The following is a 19,054-nucleotide window of genomic DNA, read 5'->3' on the forward strand; positions in this document are numbered from 1 at the left end:
AGGTTAAAACTGAGCAATAATATTTTGAGCTAGCGCTTCGTCATCAAACTCGGCCATACCGCTAATTCCTATTGCACCCACTACTTTGCCTGCCTTATCTTTTACAGGTACACCACCCGCCATACCTGTGATGCGAGGGTCGGTCCAAAAGTTAACGGTTTTGCTCGTTTCTTTTGCCCACGCAGCAAGCTGACTGGTTTTTTGCCTGTCTCTGGCTGCCGTATAAGCCTTGTTCTGCGCTAGTAGACAGGTTTGCGGGCTAGTTTCATCCATACGAGAGAACGCGATAAGCTCACCCACACTGTCTACGACAGCGACAGCAATGTGTTGATTGTTTTCTTGCGCCCAATGAATGCTATCTGTAATCATTGATTGAGCTTGCGTTAAAGAAATAGAACCCATCATGGTAACTCCACCCCTTTTGCACTTACGTACAATGCGTACCAGTCTTCCCGAGTAAGCGTCACTGTAACGGCTTCTGCACTTGCTTTAATACGCTTGGGGTTTGCCGAACCAACAATTGGCTGAATGTTGCTGGGGTGGCGCATTAACCAAGCCAACACGATTGCGTCGGGCGATACACCATATTTTTGCGCTAAGGTCGCAACGAGTTTTTTAGTCGCTTCTTCTTGCGCAGTTAGCGTGGCGGGTGCTCCGGTATATTTACCCTGGCTTGCTGGCCCCCACGACTGCATTTGAATGTTGTTTTGCTTTGCGTATTGAAGTGTGCCCGCTGTGAAGTTCACATGCTGCCCATCTGGGTTACCGACATAAATACCTTCATCCACAAAGCCTAAGTTAGTAAGACTCATCTCAACCTGATTCGCAATAAGCGGCTGATTAATATAGTGATTAAGATGCTGCATTTGTACGCCGCTCATATTCGACACGCCAAAGTGCTTAACCTTACCGCTATCAAACAAGGCATCAAATGCAGCGGCAACCTCCTCTTCTTCCATCAATGGGTCTGGGCGGTGCAGCAAAAGCAGGTCGAGATATTCCGTATTTAATCGCGAAAGCGTGTTTTCAACAGAAGTGACAATCCAGTCTTTCGAAAAATCGTAACGTTTGGGCCCGTGTTCATCTTCAAAACGAATCCCACATTTAGACTGAAGCACTATCTCTTCCCGTAAGTTAGGGCGTGCTTTTAACACTTCACCAAATGCTTGTTCTGCTTTACCCATTCGGTATATATCAGCATGATCGAACACGGTAATACCGGCTTCTAGCGCAGCATCGACCGCCGCAAACGCATGCTGGGTTTGATCTTTGGTTAATGGGTTAAAGTCCCACTCTCCACCAATAGCCATACAGCCATAAACCAGCTGACTGGCGTGTGAAATGTACTGATTTAGAGGAAGGTTTTTCATATACATCGCTCGCAAAAAAGAATTAATAAAGGCCTTTCGGATAGCTCAAGTTTACGCTTGCAGTTACCACCTTTCAGCGCACAATAGCGAAATCATTATTCTTTATAGCGAATAGCTGTATTCCATATATAATCACTAACTCTACATTTTTTGATGTGACGTTGCTCAAGACGCAGTTTTTCGAGCATGTTGTGAATATTTATCTCCGATTTAATCTCGTGTAAAAAGTAACAAGCCAATGAAACCACATAAAAAAGTCGAGCGATTGATGCTGTTTAGTGCGGTAGCAGAAACCTTAAGCTTTGGTGCTGCGGCAGAGAAAATGCAAATATCGAGGGGCTACCTGTCGGAGCAAATAAGGGAGCTTGAACTTGCGTTAGGCGTAAAGTTGCTGCAGCGCTCAACACGCCAAGTAAGTCTTACCAACGAAGGTAAACAAGTGTACGCCGATACACAGAAGATTAATCGCAGCGTGGTAGAGCTAGAGCAAAATTTAGTACGTGAGCAAACGCAGCTAGAAGGAATTATCGCCATTACGGCGCCGAATATGTTTGCGCACTACTTGTTAAGCGAACTGTGTTTTTCCTTCTCGCAGCAGCATCCTGATGTTTCGTTCCATTTAGATACCAGCTATCAAAGGCACGACTTAAACCGAGGTCATTTCGACTTGGCGTTTCGCTCTACTAACAACCCGCCGCAAGATATGGTGGCCAAGCCATTATTTACTTATAGCCACACCATAGTTGCAGCACCGCAATACCTTAAGCAAGCCGGCACACCCAAAGTGTTGAGCGATTTAGATGCGCACCAGTGCTTTTGCGGCCCCGACCAAGATAACTGGCTCATAAACGGTAAGCGCACAGCGGTTAAAGGCTGGTTAAAACTTAATGATAATCTGGCGCTCATTCAGCATGTGCTGGAAGGCCGCGGCATTGCAAGACTGCCAAGCTATGTGGCGAAAAAGCATAGTAAGGCGGGTGAACTGGTCGCACTTTTTGAAGAAATTAAGCCGGGGGCGACACCGAGTGTGCTTCCAATAAAAAGCAGCAGTCAGCTGTTTGTTGTGCACCCACAGCGCCCCCATCAATCGCTAAGAATAAAAGCCTTTTTAGACACAGTTAAACAAGCACAACACGAAGGTTATTTTAGTGGATAAATACTCAAACTGTCAGCGCTTACCTTCCGCTATTCACGTGCGTAATGAGTAGCAATAAGGCTTGAAAGCTTCGCTTAGGCTTTATTATTTCTTGGCGTACTATTATCGATGTTAAAGGGTCAATCAAACAGGCTGATAAATATTATCCCAGTAGTCATCAAGTATCTTCACAGCATCGTTAAGCGCCCGCGCCACAAAAATATCGCCGTATTGTTCGACTAGTTCCATGTCCACCAGCTTATTAATAGCGTCAGTAACGTCGAAATCGAGCGCACAATCAAGCTCTTCTGAAAAGTAACTTTCTATTACACTATCAAGCGTTGCTAATGTCATTCCACCAGCGGCAATCTCGCGCTCTGCACGCACCGCGCAGAATGCAGCACCACCTTCTACAGACACTTCACTACATTTCAGCAAAAATGTATAAGCCAACAAAGCTTCTTTGCAGTCCTCTTCCTCTGCTGCATCAATTAACGTATGAAACACGCCTGCATTATTGTCTAAATTTTTAAAATAGAGATTGTCAGACAAGGCTTTCATAAACCTGATTTTTCTGTTTTTAAACTTTGTCCATTCCTTAAAGATAAAGCTGCCGAATACACCCATGCCAATACCAAAAGTTATTAGGCTTTGCTTAGTCAATTCCACTTCATCGTCTTTAAAGCCAAGCCAAAAGGCCAGAAAAGATGCCATGAGAAGTAACGACGCGCCTAACTTAGTCACTAGCACCACGGTGCCACCTATTGCCGCCGATGCACTAATGATCAACTTATCTAGCGGACGCATTTTGACTTCGCTATTGGGAAACAGCATCTCCAAGTCTGCTTTAGGTACGTTTTGGAAAAGCTTTACTATGGTGGAACCAGGTTTAAAGGTAACTGGCGTTTGCCCTTTCTCTTTGAAGTAGGCTTCATCTTTAAAAGTGATATAAACAGCCACTTTGTCGTAGTTGGTAAATGACACCTGCTTTTTTCGCAACCCGAAAAAAGTACGCAGCGTTTCAGTTTTTACCGACTCGCCCCGTCGATAAAACACCACATCTTCAAAGTCTTCGAAGCTAACCGCAAGGCGCACTTTAAACAGCGATTCTTCGTTTAATGCTGCTTCTAAATCTTCGTTTGTGACTTTTTCAAAATTGGCTGCGTTTAATAGATTGGCAAACGCACTCGAAAACGCCTTTTGGCTTTGCTTTCTCGTAGCTTCACTTGAAGGTGTAAGATCGCGGGTGTCTTTGTTTGGATCAAAGTCGTTATAGCTATCTTTCAGACCCTCAAGTTGCTCATGATATTGATAGTGTATGCGATTAACGAGCAATGTTGAGAACGTACGAAAAAGAGTCCTCTCTTGCACAATTACGTTTTCACACAATCTACTAACATCATGTTTGCGAAATGGGATAAAGCGTTCTAATGGCATCGAGTGGTCTTATTAGTTCGAGTGTTTCTTGTTAGATGGAAATAGTTACCGTACTGTAACAATGAAAACAACCACTTATAAATAAATTAAGTCTAATTGATAATGCCTTAGACATAGGCTTCGCCTAATGTCTAAACGACATAAATGTTAAATATAGTTAACATAGACTACACTAATTCTTAATTATACTTGTAATTTTCGGAGACGTTATGTTCGTATCAAGTTCTCGATACAATAATGACATTTCGGCTCTTAGGGACGAGAGCCAAGGCTTGCTTGGTACGCTGGATGCGTTCAAAAACACAATGGCCTATGCCATTTATAGTACCGATGGACAGTGCACATTTGCCTCTCCCGTATTACTTTCCATTTTGGATTACCCAAATTCAACCGCAACGTCGTTTTCCCATGCGGCAATGCGCGTTGAAGGTATTGAACCTGAGTCACAGTACAAATCGTTTTGGCAACACTTGGTCAATGGCGGCAGCTTTAGCGACACGGTTGCAAGAAAATCGGCGTTAGGTGAAACGAAGTGGCTTAAGGCAAGCTACGTAGCGGTGAATAAGCATGGCGTTACAGAAATTCATGCCATTTACCACGATATCACTGAACATGAAAACGCCTATTTTGCCGGTAAAGCAGTGACTGACGCACTAAACAAGTCGATGGCGGTGATTGAGTTTCATCCTGATGGAACAATTATCACGGCAAATGAGAATTTTACTGCAACAGTGAAATACAGTTTGGCCGACATTCAAGGTAAACACCATCGCATGTTCTGTCGCGATAAGTTTTATCAAGAAAATCCTAATTTTTGGGATAATCTTGCCCGCGGTAATTTCTCTTCAGGCCAGTTTGAGCGCGTAGATGCGCACGGTAACGCATTGTGGTTGGAAGCAACGTACAACCCCGTGTTTGACGCTTCGGGCCGAGTAGTAAAAGTTATTAAATTTGCATCTAACATTACCGATGCAATTAACGAAAAGAATGCAATCGCACAGGCGGCGGAACTCGCAGTATCAACGGCAGAAGAGACGTCTCAAATTGCCCATGAAGGTGCCTCGTCACTTCAACGAAGCGTTGAGATTTTCAATACAGCCATGTTAGAAGTTGAGCAAACCAATCAACTTATGCACGAACTGAGTGAGCAATCGCTAAAAATTGAAACCATTGTGACAACGATTAGTGGCATTGCTGAGCAAACCAACCTTTTAGCACTAAATGCCGCTATTGAAGCTGCACGTGCAGGCGATCAAGGTAGAGGATTTGCTGTAGTAGCAGATGAAGTGAGGCAGCTAGCGCAACGTACCAGCGATTCGACTGTGGAGATTGAAAGTGTAGTGGCAGAGAACAGAAAGCTTGCTGACAAATCCACGAAGAAAATGGCAGGCGTTAAAGACAGTGTTGATCAAAATAGTCAACAGATTGCGCAAGTGCAAAGCATTATTGATGAAATTCAAAAAGGCGCATTGAATGTATCTGAAACTGTATCAGGTATTCTACGCTAGCAGTCATGTTAAATTAGTAAAAAGGGCTGTTGTATCATCAACAGCCCTTTTTTTTAAACCCGCTTTTTCACACAGCCGATTTTTCGCGTACGCATACGTACAAGCCTAGCACCGTTTAATTGTGGGGGGGTTATTTTGCGTGCACCACGCTAGCAATCTGCTGCTGTTGAATATTCAGGTACTTCTTGATGCTGTCCCCGTTCTTGCCATATTGATCAACAAACGCAGCGACAGATAGTCCGTTACACGTCATGTCCTGTGCTACGTACTTTTTATCTAGCGCAGATTCTTTAATTTGTTCATGTAGCTTCCACTTGTTCCCGGTAGCGGCAGCAACGCAAAGGTTAGAGGTGACCGAATCGTCGGTAGGCTTAAATTCTACAGAAGCTAAAGCACTTCCGGTGAACACAGAGGTAAGAGCAACAATAGCGATAGCAGTAATACGTGATTTCATAGCATGATTTCCTTATTGGGACGAAGTTACGTTGTTGTGGTGTTACGCCTTGGCCACACTCATATTCACTATTACAATCACTGCGCCAACTTTATAAAGCTATTAAAATTCAAAAACTTAACTACAAACCCAGAAATAAGCACCCGCTAGAACAGTAAACGAAATACGACCTTTCAAGATAATTCGCCAAATAGTAGTATTTTTGACCACTGCGTTCTATCTGAGCCTATCGTCGTCTAAAATTTCGTTTTATTAAGCGATAAAACACACTGCTTACCTTATTTGGCTTAAATAAAAAATTGTCTTAGCTTACAATGCGCTGATGACTTATCCCGTTCCAGCTAAACAGGTTGAAACCCTGTACGAAATTAAGAAAAGCAAATTCATTGCTTGTGCCGGCTTTGCAAATTCTCGTGAAAGTGCAATGGCGCTTTTAGATAGTGTGAAACAACGGTATCCCGACGCCAGACATCATTGCTGGGCTTATGTTTTTGGCAACCCTAACTCGCCAAGTAGCGCGGCGATGGCTGATGACGGCGAGCCTAGCGGCACTGCCGGTAAACCCATATTAAATGTACTCCAGCACAAAGATATCGGCGACATCATGATTATTGTCACGCGTTATTTTGGCGGAATTAAATTAGGTGCGGGGGGATTGGTAAGGGCTTACTCGGCTGCAGCACAGCAAGCCGTAGATGCTCTTGAGGTAAGACAAGAGATAAAGCTGGAACCGCTTAGCGTAGACATCGATTTCAAACACGAGCAGTTTGTACGTCATTTGGTAGAGCAAGCTCAAGGTAAAATTGCGAACTGTAACTATGGAAGCAGTGTGGTAATAAATGTTGAGCTACCTTTAGATGCACTGGAAGACTTTAAAAAGCAGATGGCCCCCATTGCTTTTTCAGTGTCAGTTGAAAACGAGTAAGCAATAGAAAACAACAAGCAAGCGATAAAATTAAGACTAGCTTTTGACGGTTTCTATATGTAAATAAAAAAGGCTCTGAAAACCACCAGAGCCTTACCTTTTAATCACACATAACTAGTGCCTGTTAACCTTATCCTTTAAAGGTGCCTCGAATGGGGTAGTTGTTATCTGGGTTACGTATAAACTCCAAGCCTGATACGAGTTGCTCTAAGTCAGGGCGCACAAACGGCGCGTTTGCTATTTCAGCAATATGAATGTCGTTTTTTTCATTCACTACAAATAGCGCAGGTTCAGCAAAATTGTGGTCGGTTTCTTTATCTGAGCGCGGCTTGGAGATGTATAGCCCAAGTTTTTCCATATCTTCTTGCGAGAGACCGTAAGCAATAGGGAATGTAATCGACAGGTCGTCTAGATGCTCATCGAGCTGTGCTTTGCTGTCACCACTTACAGCCACCAAATCAATATTGAGCTCACGTAGACGACCTTTATAATCTTCTAATTTGTTCAGGAATTTAGTACATATTGGGCAGTGTTTACCGCGATAAACAACCACCATTTTCCAATCACATCCCTCTTCTTTATTGGTAAGCGACACCGTTTCCCCTGTCGATAGGGTTGCTGAGACATCGGGAAATGTCGTTGCTGGATGCATTTTTTGCGTATACATAAAAACTCCTTAAAGTCGGTTTAATCCTTCAAAGTACAAGCAAGATCGCGATAAGCTGCTTTGTACAGATACACATCAAAGTAAAATTCTATACGTTGTACCCAACTTTCAGATCTTTTATTTGAACAATTGTTCAAATTTTTATTATTTTTCCTATCGCGTTTTCTATACCAGTGACAGACACAAAAAAAGCAGCTCAATTGAGCTGCTTTTATTTTTTAGCCAAGTAACGGTAATCTACAAACGTAGACCTTTACTGTCGCTATCACAAAAACGAAGGTCTTCTTATCAAGACCGGTTCGCATGAGTCTAATAAAGTCTTAGTTCACATAGCCTTCATTAGCTTTCACAGTAAGTGGGTGATAGCCCGGTTTCGCTTCTTCAAATGCGCGTTTAGCAAACGCCTTGCCTTCAGGTGTTTTTGATAGCTCACGATAAAGGGGCTTAACAAGCTTATTGCGCCCTATCGACACCAAGTAGCTATACAAACGATCATAGGCAGGCTGATAGTTATTCTCTACTGCGATCATCAACCAGCTATGAGCAATTTCGTTGTTTTTAGTCGAGGTGAGTGAAAACGCTGAATCTAGCTCAGCCAGCTGTGCGTTGCTTAGCGATTCAGGCATGTTGTTTAGAAAATATAGCCACTCGTGTACAGTCCACTGCGCGGTTTCAATATCCGCCGCTTTCACGTCGCCAGAAAGCCAAGCGCTTCGTGTGTCATCGATTTTAGTGAACGCATCAGATTCTGGCTGTGGCGCTCCCTCGGGAATGCCTGGTTCAAAAATCCACGTTTGGATGCGCTCCGCGTCTAGCTTATCTGGATACTGCTTTAACAAAGTATCATCTAAATAAGCAATAAAGGTGTCGGTAGTAATGCTCTTAAAAGCAAAGTCTTTAAAGTACTGCATTAAGAAAGCATCAAAGTTTTCTCGGCCAATCTTTTGTTCAATTTCACGTAAGAACAGTGCGCCTTTTTCATAGGGAATATTTGAGAAAACATCGTCCGGATTGCGACCACGAAGGTCGATAGCCAGGATCTCATCATTTTCCTCTAATGCAGCAACATCATTCTCCAGGTCTTGATAACCAAGCACCGCTTCTTTTTTAAAACGATCGTGACCGTAGATCATTTCCATAATTCGGTAAGTTAAGTAGGTTGTGAAGCCCTCGTTTAGCCACAGATCACGCCATGTAGCGTTTGTTACCGTGTTACCAGACCAGCTGTGCGCCAATTCATGAGCAATCAATGAAACCAAGCTTTTATCACCAGCAATGACCGTTGGGGTGATAAACGACAAACGAGGGTTCTCCATACCGCCAAACGGGAATGACGGTGGTAGAATTAGCAGATCGTAACGGTCCCATTGGTAAGGTCCATAGGTTTCTTCTGTTACTTCTAACATCGCCTCTGTATCTTCAAATTCTTTCGCTGCACTTTCAAGTAACGCAGGCTCAGCATACACACCGGTACGCTCACCCATGGCTTTAAATTCTAAATCACCTATAGCCAACGCAATAAGATACGAAGGGATAGGCTGTGGCATGGTGAACTCATATTCACCATCGCGCTCGGTGGTAGGATCGTTTGACGCACTCATCACCGCCAACAGCGCTTCAGGTGTCTTAATGATCGCGTCATAGGTTACGCGTACTTGCGGTGAGTCTTGAAGCGGAATGAAGCTTCGCGCGTGAACCGCTTGCGCTTGGGTAAACAGAAACGGGTGCTTTTTACCTGCAGTTTGCGCTGGCGTTAACCATTGTACGCCAGACGCTTCAGATGAGGTTGAATACGCAACCGTTACTGCGTTTGCGGAACTAGGTAACGTAATCGTAAGAGGTGTACCTAAATCAGGGTCAACCTCTCCCATTTCAAAAGGAACACTTTCACCGTCTACGGTAACACTTTGAATGTCTAATGCTCGCGTATCTAACACCAATGTGTTGTTGTCGGGCTTTTCACGCTTTACATCAAGCGTTACGTCGCCAACAAGCTGCTTGGTCTCAAAGTTTGCAGTTAGGTTTAGACTGAGATGGGTAACCCGAATCTCATTAGGGTTCGCGAAGGAGTGATAATCTACCCCAGAGGCAATAGCCGCGTCAGCTTGGTTTGCTACTGCAACATTTTGTGCTTCAGTGTCTGAAGTCGAGCCTACGCTGACGGCTTGATCTTTGTCTGTCTTGGCTGCGTCTACATTGCTGTTGTCGCTGCATGCGAACAAAACAGGCGCGCATACGAATGTAGCCAGTAATCCGTATTTTTTCATATAACTTCCTAAAGGATGATTGATACGATCTCAGTGTATCAATCTGTTATATGACTGGCGACTCTAATTCGAAGAGCTGCGTTGTAACTGCGCTATATTTCGAAAAGCAGTAAGGGTTAACATGAATAAGTGCAGGACAGCTACGCCATCTGACGAAGGCGTAGCTATCCGACGAGGGCATTAACTATCTGCGTTAACCGCTGACTCGTTTGCCGTTTAATTAAGCAAGGCTAATATCTACTTCAATGTTACCGCGGGTCGCATTTGAGTATGGGCATACTTGATGTGCAGTTTCCACCAAGCCTTGCGCTTGTGCTTTGTCCATATCGCCCAAATCTACCGTCAGTTTTACTGCAATAGCAAAGCCTTGTTCAATAGGTCCAATTGCAACGTTGCCAGTTACACTAATGTCATCGGCCAGCTTAATTTTTTGCGATGCAGCCACATGCTTAAGTGCACCGATAAAGCACGCCGAATAGCCCGCTGCGAACATTTGTTCAGGGTTCGTCCCTTCTCCACCTGCACCGCCCAACTCTTTGGGTGTAGAGAGTTTAAGGGCTAGCTTACCATCACTTGATTTCGCTGTTCCTTCACGACCACCCGTTGCTGTTGCACTTCCGGTATAAACGACTTGTTGAAGTTTATGCATAGTTACTCTCCTCATAGGTTTATTTAAACAACTACTTTGCATGCAAAATAAATTATCACCAAACCAACTTGCAGATCAAGTGTTTTGTATGCAAAATATCATTATTAAGAAAAAGCCGTATCGATAAGGGTTAAGCGTCATGTCAGAATTATTAAAGTTGGAAAATCAGCTTTGCCACCGTTTTTATACGCTGTCGAATGCATTCACTCGTGCTTACCGCCCCCTTCTTAAAGCGCTGGATATCACCTATCCTCAATATGTGACTTTAATGGCGCTTTGGGAAGATGACGACATTACTATTGCCGAGCTTCTGGAGAGAACGGCCATAGACGGTGGTGCTATGTCGCTGATTCTCAAAAAGCTACAAGACAAAGGCTTTTTAGTTGTCACTAAAGATAAAGCCGACAAACGCGTTAAGCGCGTTCAACTCACTGAAACGGGCAAGAAGAAGAAAGCCATAGCAGAAGACGTACCTGCGCAAATGCTCTGCAAGCTCAATGGCATGACTGCAGATGAAAGCCGTACGTTAAAAGTCCTACTGGACAAATTAGGCGGCTGTTTCGAGAATGCAGATTTAAACTAGTCCGGATAGATAATCACTACTCAGCCCTACATTCCCAAGCATTGCTAGGAAACTTGCCAGCGCCTTGTGAGTGGGCAATTATCTATGCGTATTGGTATTTTAACCTCTTTTTGTAATCTGATTGTCATCAGATTTTTGACGTTTTCTGTTATTATTTTCGCATTGAGCGAACAAGTGTGCGCTATAATTGTCCTAGTGGACGTAGTAGGGAAAATGCTGAACTGCGCGCTTCAATTGAAAGCGCTAGTCGCTGAAATGATCGCATGTCTTATCGAGAAAGTGCGACAACAGGCTTTAAAGACATTTACTACCCATTATTCTTAGAAATAAAAAAACAGGAGCTGTGATGATCCAAGAACAGACTCAGACACAGGCTGTGCCGCAATCAAAAAGCATTCCTGCAAAAGCCTACTCTGTACTGGAAGAGTGGCTGAACAGTATTAGTCATGGGGTTGGCTTTATTGCTGCTATCGTGGGGTTAGTATTTATGTTGTATCGAGCGGAAGATACGCTCGCGTTAACCACTGCAGCTATTTATGGCTCTACACTCATTCTGGTGTTTTTAAGCTCAACCCTTTATCACGCCATTTCCCATCAAAAGGCAAAGGGATGGCTTAAGCTATTTGACCACAGCGCAATATACTTATTGATAGCAGGTACTTACACACCATTGCTACTGGTTTCGATTGGTGGCGTGTTGGGTATTACTATGACCGCAATTATCTGGAGCTTGGCAATTGGCGGCGTGGCGTTTAAGCTCGTCGCGCAGCACCGTTTCCCAAAGGTATCCGTGATGACTTATTTGCTGATGGGATGGATTGCACTGGGTCTTATCTACCCTCTTTATGTCGCCCTTCCCGGTGCTGGCCTATGGTTATTGGTAGCAGGCGGGCTGTGTTTCAGTGTAGGCGTGTGCTTTTACGTGGCAAAAAAGGTAAAGTACACCCATGCAATTTGGCACATGTTCGTGATTGGCGGATGTAGCTGCCACTACTTTTCAATTTATTATTTTGTCGTTTAACAAAAGGCCCAAATTAAGCTGCTATGCCAAAACCATGTAAAAACTTATGCTAACAAACAAGCAAGACGCCGAGAAAAAGGAAAACAGCACTACGTTGACACCAGGTATTGCGTGGTTTTCACTACACGCAGGACAAATATGCTTGGGTAAAAAGCCCGTTGAAAGTGACTTTGAACGCCTTAAGTCACTGGGTGTTACCCATATTGCAACGGTTCAGACCAGTGAAGAACATGCGCCAGTTATACGCGACAATTCTGTCGCAGCTGGGCTAGAGTGGCTATGGGTTCCCTTTGTACACCCATCGTCGGAATCGCCTACTGAGGATACGCATCTTCATCAATACCTTCATGAACTATCTCAAATGTTGACCGAAGGAGCGAAGATATACTTACACTGCGATGGCTCACAGCATCGCTGTAGCCTTTTATTCTATGCACTTTGCCACTATTGCCGTGTTCCATCTAATAGCGCTTACAATGCGCTGCACAGCTTTGGCGCTAGTGCGGCAAATAACCTTAAGAGATCTGAACTCACATGGGCAGCAGAATTAGGGCATATTGCACCTAAAATGTAGGCCAATAAAAAGCGCCTTCGTTATCAACGTTCATTAACGAAGGCACGCGTGCTGTTTTAACAAAGCAAAGCGTTCATAAGTGCGCCGAGCTTATTTATTTAAAACTGATAAATATTAGCGTTGGTGAGAAGTTTATTCGCGTCTATTTTTTCTTGAACACAGCGCACTATATCAGCACGAGTAAATACATAAATTCGGTCTTTGCGCTCGCGGCTCTCGTCCATCTCGAGTTCTTTCAGCACCATGCTGATATGTTCATTTTCCGGCAGACCGCGTAAGCCTGACCCAAATCTGCATAAGGTCTCGCTCATGCCCGACTCAAAACCGGCCAGAAACGTTTTGTAAGCTTGCTGCTGCTGCGCTTTACGCGCCTCCATTTGTTTAGTCTGCTCTTTTTCAATTGCTTTAAGCTCATCCTTCATGCTTTTTTCTTTCGCTTCTAATTGCTTAAGCTGCTCTCCAGACTGCTCTTTTTGCGCGAGTAATTCTTTTTTTCGCGCCTCGTCAGCGTGACGCAATTCAAAGGTAATATCTCGCAGTTCACGCTCTACTTCTCTTGCTTCCCAGGCAAGTTCACGCTGCATGTTGCGCAAGTCGCGTAAGCGACTATTGTTGTCAGCAAACGCCTGAGAAAAACGATGGCTGGTTTCTTCTGCGTAAGCTTCCCACTCTCTGGCTGCTTCAAACACAATGTCATCAACATCACTAAACGAATTTGCAGACGGAACTGGTGGTGCAGGCGGTGCAGGTGGTACGGTGGCAACTAATCCTTCTACCAGCGTTTCTATCTCTCGTACCCAGTTACCGCTTTGGCCTCTTACTGAAAAAGTAAATACCGCCCCCTGCCCAGCAAGATAGCTGGTTTCAATTTGACTCACTCTCCAAGAATCAGTTGCGGCATTTTGTCGTAAGGACGTTTTGAGTACCCCAGACATTATTTCTAATTCATTCGATAGCGTGTCATATTTTTGCGCACTTTGTGCGTTCGCAAGACCACCAGCAGCAGAGCAAAGTAGTAAAGCAGTTAATAAACGTTTCATAATTTCACCTAATTACATTAATCATCTAGCGACGACTGTGGATTGTTTGTTTCATACGGCATGGTTAATGGCACTTCAGAACGGCTGTTAGGTAAATTTACCGCGCTGTACCCTATTTCAATGTCATCAATTTCATCCTGTAGACGCGTAAATTGGCGTGCATAGAATCTTTGATCATCAATACGCTGCTCGTTGATAAATTTAATAAGCTCGGCAAAGTCGTGTTTGCGTTCTTCCCTACTCGACGCTAACAAGTACTTAGTAAGCTCTGCACTGCTTTGTTGCTGCTGTGTAGATAGCGCCTGAGCGTATTCTTTGAATAGTGTTTGGTTTGCTTGTTGATAGAAATCACGTTGCTCACCTAAAGCTTTAGCAACTTCCTGCGTAACGCGCTGCTCAACCATTTCATCTACTGTGTTGGCGCTTTTGTTTGAAAACGTAAGCGCTATACCGTTATCGCTATACGACAGCTTTGCGCCGGTGAGTACGGCTAACAGCGCACAGGCCGACATGGCCATGGCACACGCTGGGAAGCTAAACCAAGACGACAGCGAACGTGGTTCATCTTTCTTAAAAAAGGTCTGTTCTTTGTCCCACTGGGGAAGTGCCGGAGCAACGAAGCTTGCACTTGCGCTGTTCAAACGGGCGCTATTTTTTACCGCCTGCGCGAACTCAGCATCTGAATCACACAACGCGTTAAACTGCTTTTCTTGCTCGCTATCAAGCGAGTTGTCCAGATAAGCTGAGAATAAGGCTTCTTTGTCATATAAGGTCATTATTCCAACTCCAACTTCAACTTTGCCAAGGCTGCGTAAAGTCGCGACTTAGCGGTATTTACTGAGATATCCATTTGCTGTGCAATTTCTTCGAACGTGAAGTGGCCGAAGAATTTCAATTCCACCACAGCTTTTTGGCCTAAAGGTAAAGTCTGCATAGCCTGCGTTAACGCTCTACTCTCTCGGTCGCTATAAAGCTGCATTTCTGGGTATGGTGCACCGCAAAGCGGCGCCTGTATGTCGTCAATGTCTGAATGCGGCTTTCGCTTGCGATACAGCTCAACACAGCGGCAGTGGGCAATGCGATAGAGCCAACTTTTAAAACTGCCCTCACCTTTAAAACAGGCAAGACTGCGAAACACAGAGATAAAAATCTCCTGCATTAAATCTGCTGCATCATGGCTATTCCCTGTCATTCGAATACCGTATTGATACATAGCGGTTTCGTAGCGAGATATAAGCGTAAACCACGCTTTTTTATTACCCTTTAATGCCTGTTCCACGAGTTTTTCATCTCGTTTATTAAACACGCCGTTCCCCGTTTTTACGCTCTGTTTTTTTACTTAACCATTAAGTCGATAAGCTTTGCAAAAAAGTTTGTTTAATTGATAAATAAATTGTCATTTAGGGAATAACGCCAATGAAACTGTGCTTTAAGCGATGGATGAAGAACTTCTTTGGGGTTGGTGCACAAGACAATAATTGATGTCAGCAATAAAAAAGCGGCTGAACCTATAGGCTTAACCGCTTTAGATAAATATGAAAGGTAGCGCACTCAGCGCCAAGGTTATTTTAGTGTAGGAATAGGCAACAGTGGCGAGATAATTTCACCGATACGACGAAACAGCTGCATACGCGTAGTGCCTGAACGCCATACTAAGCCAATCTCACGAAACCCCTGCTCTTCAGCGGGGAAGCTCTTAAGACCTGTGTGCTCAAGAATAGACTGGTTTATCGCAAGTTCAGGTAAGAAGGTGTAGCCCATTTTGCTATTCGCTAATTGCACCAAGGTATATAAGCTGCTTGCCGCTACGCTGCTAATTTGGTCGCTGTGCTGAAGATTGCACGCACTTACCGCATGCCCGGTCATACAGTGCTCTTGCTGAAGTAAGAAAATACTCTTTTTGGGCAAGGTTGAAATGTCGACAGGGTTAGGTAGTTGCTCAGCCATATCTTTGTGCGCAATAAGATGGAACGGGTCATGCCCTAAGACCATCTGTTTACAACCTGGTGTTTCCATTGGCAACGCTAGAATAAGTAAGTCTAACCTGCCGTCGGTCAATTGCTGTAGCAACTTCTCCGTTGTGTCTTCCTGCATTTCTAAGTTGATCTCGGGTAAAAATGCAGAAAACGCCCCCATCATGCCTTCAAAAAGAAACGGCGCAATGGTTGGAATAACACCTAGTTTTAAAGTGCCTCGCTGCCAATTACCCGCGTTTTGCGCATACTCAACCAGCTCTCCCGCTTCCTGAAGTAGCACTTTACTGCGTTCAACAATATCTAGTCCCAACGATGTAAACACAAAGGTTTTATGTTCACGCTCAAGAAGTTGGCTTCCGAAGTGCTCTTCAAGGTTCTGAATGGCCGTACTCAATGTTGACTGACTTACGTTACAGCGCTGTGCAGCACGGTGAAAATGTTGCTCTTGATGTAGCGTCACCAAATAGTGCAGGTGCTTAAGATTAGGCCATTTCATGGGCATCTCACAATTATTTAAAAAGGGATTAAAAAATATTGGATTAATCTAACATAAAGATTAAATAGCGCCTAGGGTTGATACCCATGGTTAACGAGAGCAATCTTCTATTATTCGCAGCTGTACGTACACAACACCCTAAAAAAGAGGTAGATAATTCTGTTTATTGTGCAATCTATAAGAAGCTTTTGAGAATTTGACATTTCCCGCTGGAAAGCCCCCATAAGTAGCGTTAGGATTAAATTAAAGCGTTATACGCAACATATTTTTACAGCGAAGTAAGACCCGCTCTTGTATCATTCAGTCAATAGAGCGATTAACTATTGAGGGCAGTATGAAAGGACATTATAAGAACATTTTATGTGTATTAAGCGACTCTCATCGTCAAGATGATACGGTAGCCCAAGCACTGCATATCGCCAAAGCGCACCAAGCCTCGCTTACCATTATGCTTTCGTTAGAATCTTTGCCGCCCAACGCCAGTATGGTCATGGAGTCTTTCTCTTATGTTGATTCTCAGCAAACCATGGAAACCCAAGCCCAGCATTGGTTAAAAGAACAAGCGGAAAGCTGGGGAAAACACTATCCTGTGTCTACCGCGGTAACGGTAGGTCAGCCGCTTATTGACGTTGTGCGTTATGTAAAAAAGAACAACATCGATCTAGTAATTAAACGGGCAGAAGAGAGCTTTCTAGATAAGCTATTCGGAAGCTTAGATATGCGTTTATTCCGCAAATGCCCTTGCCCGGTTTGGATCATTAACCACAAGCCTCGCAGTCAGTACAAAAACGTAGTTGCAGCACTGGATTTGAACTATCACTATCCACAGCATGAAGTGTCTATTAGGCGCGATCTTAATCGCGACATTTTGCGTCACGCAAGCCAAATAGCCTTGTTAGAGTTTGCACAGCTACACATTGTTCACGTTTTTGATGCGGTTCCTGAGAACATAGCAAGAGACGGTTTCATATCGGTTGATAACGATAGAATGGAAACCGATCTTGCAAAAATCCATGCCGAGCGTGAATCGGAACTAGACAAATTGCTTGAAGAACTAGGCAATGAATTGGATGACAATGTATTAGAGTATTTGAAACCTCAGAAGCACATTGTTCACGGTTACCCTCGAAGAGAAATTGCAGCCACAACCACATCCCTTGATACCGACATTATTGTTATGGGCACAGTGGCACGTTTAGGTGTGCCTGGCTACATCATGGGTGACACCGCAGAAGAAACTATCCATCAGCTTAAGTGCGCCGTTGTGGGTGTTAAACCCCGTGGCTTCGAAACGCCTATCTCTATTGATTAAAGAAAACATTCCACAAACAAAAAGGCCGTGCTTCACTTCAAGCACGGCCTTTTTTAATTCTTTTCGCTTAATACGAACGTTTGTAAGCGCTGTGTTTTACGCTACGCCAAACGACGCTTTAAGAATGTAGAAGAAAATAATCGAGAGGATTGCGCCTGCAGGCAACGTAACAATCCACGATACGACGATATTTCTCACAATGCCTAGGTTAAGCGCTGATACACCACGCGCCAGACCTACACCTAGTACCGCTCCTACAAGCGTTTGGGTAGTCGAAATAGGTAAACCCGTACCTGATGCGATAACTACCGTACACGCTGCAGCGAGTTCTGCTGCAAAACCGCGGCTTGGTGTTAAGTGTGTAATACCTTGACCAATGGTCTTGATAACGCGATGTCCAAATAGCGCAAGACCCGCAACAATACCTAAACCACCAAGAGGAAGGATCCAAGGTGCAAGCGTAGTGCTAGAGTTAATTTCGCCGCCACTACTTACTACGCTAACTACCGCAGCCAATGGTCCAATAGCGTTAGCTACATCATTTGAACCGTGGGCAAACGCCATACAACAGGCTGTTACTACCATTAGAAGTGCGAATACTTTCTCAACGTTAGCCGCCTGTAGGTCTGCATCTTCAGAACCGCTGAACTTCATACGGCCGATAAACCATTTACCCAAGAAGCCTAACGCCACGGCAATAGCAATCGCCAGCACATATCCGTTAACAGCGCTTAGCTCTAAACCAACGTGCTTAAGGCCTTTCTTGATAGTAACAAGCGACATCACAAAGCCCGCTAATGCCATATAGAACGGCACATAACGCTTAGCATTTGCAAACGGAGAGGCAGTTTGGAAGATGAGCTTGTGCGCGCTCATGAAAATAAGATAAGCAATGATGCCTGAAATAGCTGGGGTTACTACCCAACTACCAACAATACCACCCACTTTGTCCCATGCTACTGCGTCCATGCTGACGCCAGTGGCAGTAAAACCGATGATTGCACCGATAATTGAGTGAGTGGTAGATACAGGCCACCCCAACCATGACGCTACCGCAAGCCAGATTCCAGCTGCAAGTAGTGATGAGATCATGCCTAATACAAGGTATTCAGGTATGTCTATAAAATAGGTTGAGTCGATAATCCCTTTTCGAATGGTAGACGTTACTTCGCCACCTGCTAGGTAGGCGCCAGCAAACTCAAATATCATTGCAATGATAATGGCTTGTTTTATGGTTAAAGCTTTAGAACCTACTGACGTACCCATTGCGTTGGCAACGTCATTCGCTCCAATACCCCATGCCATGACGAAACCAACGCCGGCGGCAAGGATTATAAGAATTAGGCCATAACTTTCAAAAAATTCCACGGATAATCGCTCCCGATCTAAACGCGATTTAGGCTGGACGCTACTTGAGTAAGTAGCATGATCTCTTCACCACAAAGGCTAGAGAATGAAGTTAAAGACAAATTGTGTTTTATCATAAGGTTCGATTAAATTTTGCACGATCTGTTCTTGGCTGCGGCGCATGATAACGTAATCATGTTAGAAGCCATAGCGAAAATCACTGAAAAACGATAAAAGTATGCGGAATTATTTGAATGCGATGATAAATCCACCAAATATTTCAGTTTTATGAC

At 44.1% G+C, this 19,054-nt stretch carries 19 protein-coding genes and 1 pseudogene; 8 read left to right on the plus strand and 12 right to left on the minus strand.

What is annotated here, in order from left to right; genetic code table 11:
- Nucleotides 1-3 precede the first annotated feature (3 nt).
- Together AC0J2X_RS04160 and AC0J2X_RS04165 are read right to left on the minus strand one after the other, a co-directional pair.
- On the minus strand, nt 4-405 hold the full coding sequence (locus tag AC0J2X_RS04160) for a GlcG/HbpS family heme-binding protein (protein ID WP_472995810.1): 402 nt from the start codon (nt 403-405) through the stop codon (nt 4-6).
- Nucleotides 402-1,370: an aldo/keto reductase gene (locus tag AC0J2X_RS04165; protein ID WP_039224623.1), complete on the minus strand. Its 969-nt coding sequence runs from the start codon at nt 1,368-1,370 to the stop codon at nt 402-404. Before AC0J2X_RS04165 ends, AC0J2X_RS04160 begins: the two co-directional genes overlap by 4 nt.
- 238 nt (nt 1,371-1,608) lie before the next feature.
- On the opposite strand from AC0J2X_RS04165, the gene AC0J2X_RS04170 reads away from it, so the two are divergent.
- On the plus strand, nt 1,609-2,526 hold the full coding sequence (locus AC0J2X_RS04170) for a LysR family transcriptional regulator (protein ID WP_239300045.1): 918 nt from the start codon (nt 1,609-1,611) through the stop codon (nt 2,524-2,526).
- A gap of 123 nt (nt 2,527-2,649) precedes the next feature.
- Here AC0J2X_RS04170 and AC0J2X_RS04175 read toward each other — a convergent pair whose 3' ends face one another.
- Entirely contained in the window at nt 2,650-3,942 is a 1,293-nt protein-coding gene (locus AC0J2X_RS04175) for a TMEM143 family protein (RefSeq protein WP_168533302.1), read from the minus strand.
- 665 nt (nt 3,943-4,607) lie between these two features.
- On the opposite strand from AC0J2X_RS04175, the pseudogene AC0J2X_RS04180 reads away from it, so the two are divergent.
- Nucleotides 4,608-4,919, plus strand: a pseudogene (locus AC0J2X_RS04180) (PAS domain-containing protein); the annotation flags it as partial.
- A 123-nt stretch (nt 4,920-5,042) separates the two neighbouring features.
- Nucleotides 5,043-5,450 carry a methyl-accepting chemotaxis protein gene (locus AC0J2X_RS04185; RefSeq protein WP_321825600.1) on the plus strand — a complete coding sequence of 136 codons (408 nt, stop codon included), beginning with the start codon at nt 5,043-5,045 and terminating at the stop codon, nt 5,448-5,450.
- Between the two features lie 130 nt (nt 5,451-5,580).
- On the opposite strand, the gene AC0J2X_RS04190 is transcribed toward AC0J2X_RS04185, so the two are convergent.
- Nucleotides 5,581-5,904: a DUF3718 domain-containing protein gene (locus tag AC0J2X_RS04190; RefSeq protein ID WP_014978455.1), complete on the minus strand. Its 324-nt coding sequence runs from the start codon at nt 5,902-5,904 to the stop codon at nt 5,581-5,583.
- Nucleotides 5,905-6,226: 322 nt separating this feature from the next.
- Between AC0J2X_RS04190 and AC0J2X_RS04195 the strand changes: the two genes are divergently transcribed.
- On the plus strand, nt 6,227-6,829 hold the full coding sequence (locus AC0J2X_RS04195; protein ID WP_110288437.1) for a YigZ family protein: 603 nt from the start codon (nt 6,227-6,229) through the stop codon (nt 6,827-6,829).
- Between the two features lie 130 nt (nt 6,830-6,959).
- On the opposite strand, the gene AC0J2X_RS04200 is transcribed toward AC0J2X_RS04195, so the two are convergent.
- The 3 genes from AC0J2X_RS04200 to AC0J2X_RS04210 all read right to left on the minus strand — a co-directional run bounded on the left by AC0J2X_RS04200 (nt 6,960) and on the right by AC0J2X_RS04210 (nt 10,412).
- Complete coding sequence (locus AC0J2X_RS04200) at nt 6,960-7,496, minus strand: redoxin domain-containing protein (protein ID WP_014975770.1); 537 nt, start codon at nt 7,494-7,496, stop codon at nt 6,960-6,962.
- A 320-nt stretch (nt 7,497-7,816) separates the two neighbouring features.
- Complete coding sequence (locus AC0J2X_RS04205) at nt 7,817-9,763, minus strand: M1 family metallopeptidase (protein WP_472995811.1); 1,947 nt, start codon at nt 9,761-9,763, stop codon at nt 7,817-7,819.
- Nucleotides 9,764-9,983: 220 nt separating this feature from the next.
- The gene (locus tag AC0J2X_RS04210; RefSeq protein WP_342325953.1) at nt 9,984-10,412 is read right to left on the minus strand and encodes an organic hydroperoxide resistance protein; all 429 of its coding nucleotides are present in this window, start codon (nt 10,410-10,412) and stop codon (nt 9,984-9,986) included.
- Between the two features lie 139 nt (nt 10,413-10,551).
- Between AC0J2X_RS04210 and AC0J2X_RS04215 the strand changes: the two genes are divergently transcribed.
- The 3 genes from AC0J2X_RS04215 to AC0J2X_RS04225 all read left to right on the plus strand — a co-directional run bounded on the left by AC0J2X_RS04215 (nt 10,552) and on the right by AC0J2X_RS04225 (nt 12,590).
- Complete coding sequence (locus AC0J2X_RS04215) at nt 10,552-10,995, plus strand: MarR family winged helix-turn-helix transcriptional regulator (RefSeq protein ID WP_283626759.1); 444 nt, start codon at nt 10,552-10,554, stop codon at nt 10,993-10,995.
- A 346-nt stretch (nt 10,996-11,341) separates the two neighbouring features.
- Nucleotides 11,342-12,016 carry a PAQR family membrane homeostasis protein TrhA gene (trhA, locus tag AC0J2X_RS04220; protein ID WP_283626760.1) on the plus strand — a complete coding sequence of 225 codons (675 nt, stop codon included), beginning with the start codon at nt 11,342-11,344 and terminating at the stop codon, nt 12,014-12,016.
- A gap of 46 nt (nt 12,017-12,062) precedes the next feature.
- Nucleotides 12,063-12,590 carry a protein-tyrosine phosphatase family protein gene (locus AC0J2X_RS04225; protein WP_039224611.1) on the plus strand — a complete coding sequence of 176 codons (528 nt, stop codon included), beginning with the start codon at nt 12,063-12,065 and terminating at the stop codon, nt 12,588-12,590.
- Between the two features lie 98 nt (nt 12,591-12,688).
- Here AC0J2X_RS04225 and AC0J2X_RS04230 read toward each other — a convergent pair whose 3' ends face one another.
- The 4 genes from AC0J2X_RS04230 to AC0J2X_RS04245 form a co-directional block, all read right to left on the minus strand.
- Complete coding sequence (locus AC0J2X_RS04230; protein WP_283626761.1) at nt 12,689-13,630, minus strand: hypothetical protein; 942 nt, start codon at nt 13,628-13,630, stop codon at nt 12,689-12,691.
- A 17-nt stretch (nt 13,631-13,647) separates the two neighbouring features.
- Nucleotides 13,648-14,406: a hypothetical protein gene (locus AC0J2X_RS04235; RefSeq protein ID WP_472995813.1), complete on the minus strand. Its 759-nt coding sequence runs from the start codon at nt 14,404-14,406 to the stop codon at nt 13,648-13,650.
- Complete coding sequence (locus AC0J2X_RS04240) at nt 14,406-14,936, minus strand: RNA polymerase sigma factor (RefSeq protein ID WP_283632259.1); 531 nt, start codon at nt 14,934-14,936, stop codon at nt 14,406-14,408. Before AC0J2X_RS04240 ends, AC0J2X_RS04235 begins: the two co-directional genes overlap by 1 nt.
- A 257-nt stretch (nt 14,937-15,193) precedes the next feature.
- Entirely contained in the window at nt 15,194-16,102 is a 909-nt protein-coding gene (locus AC0J2X_RS04245; protein WP_014948406.1) for a hydrogen peroxide-inducible genes activator, read from the minus strand.
- A 334-nt stretch (nt 16,103-16,436) separates the two neighbouring features.
- Here AC0J2X_RS04245 and AC0J2X_RS04250 point away from each other — a divergent pair, with 334 nt between their 5' ends.
- Nucleotides 16,437-17,414 carry a universal stress protein gene (locus AC0J2X_RS04250; RefSeq protein WP_014975760.1) on the plus strand — a complete coding sequence of 326 codons (978 nt, stop codon included), beginning with the start codon at nt 16,437-16,439 and terminating at the stop codon, nt 17,412-17,414.
- A gap of 96 nt (nt 17,415-17,510) precedes the next feature.
- Here the strand turns inward: AC0J2X_RS04250 and AC0J2X_RS04255 are convergent, their stop codons facing one another.
- A complete protein-coding gene (locus AC0J2X_RS04255; RefSeq protein WP_039224609.1) occupies nt 17,511-18,782 on the minus strand; it encodes an inorganic phosphate transporter in 1,272 nt (423 codons plus the stop codon).
- Nucleotides 18,783-19,054: the final 272 nt, after the last annotated feature.

The organism is Alteromonas sp. R7 (assembly GCF_055755235.1).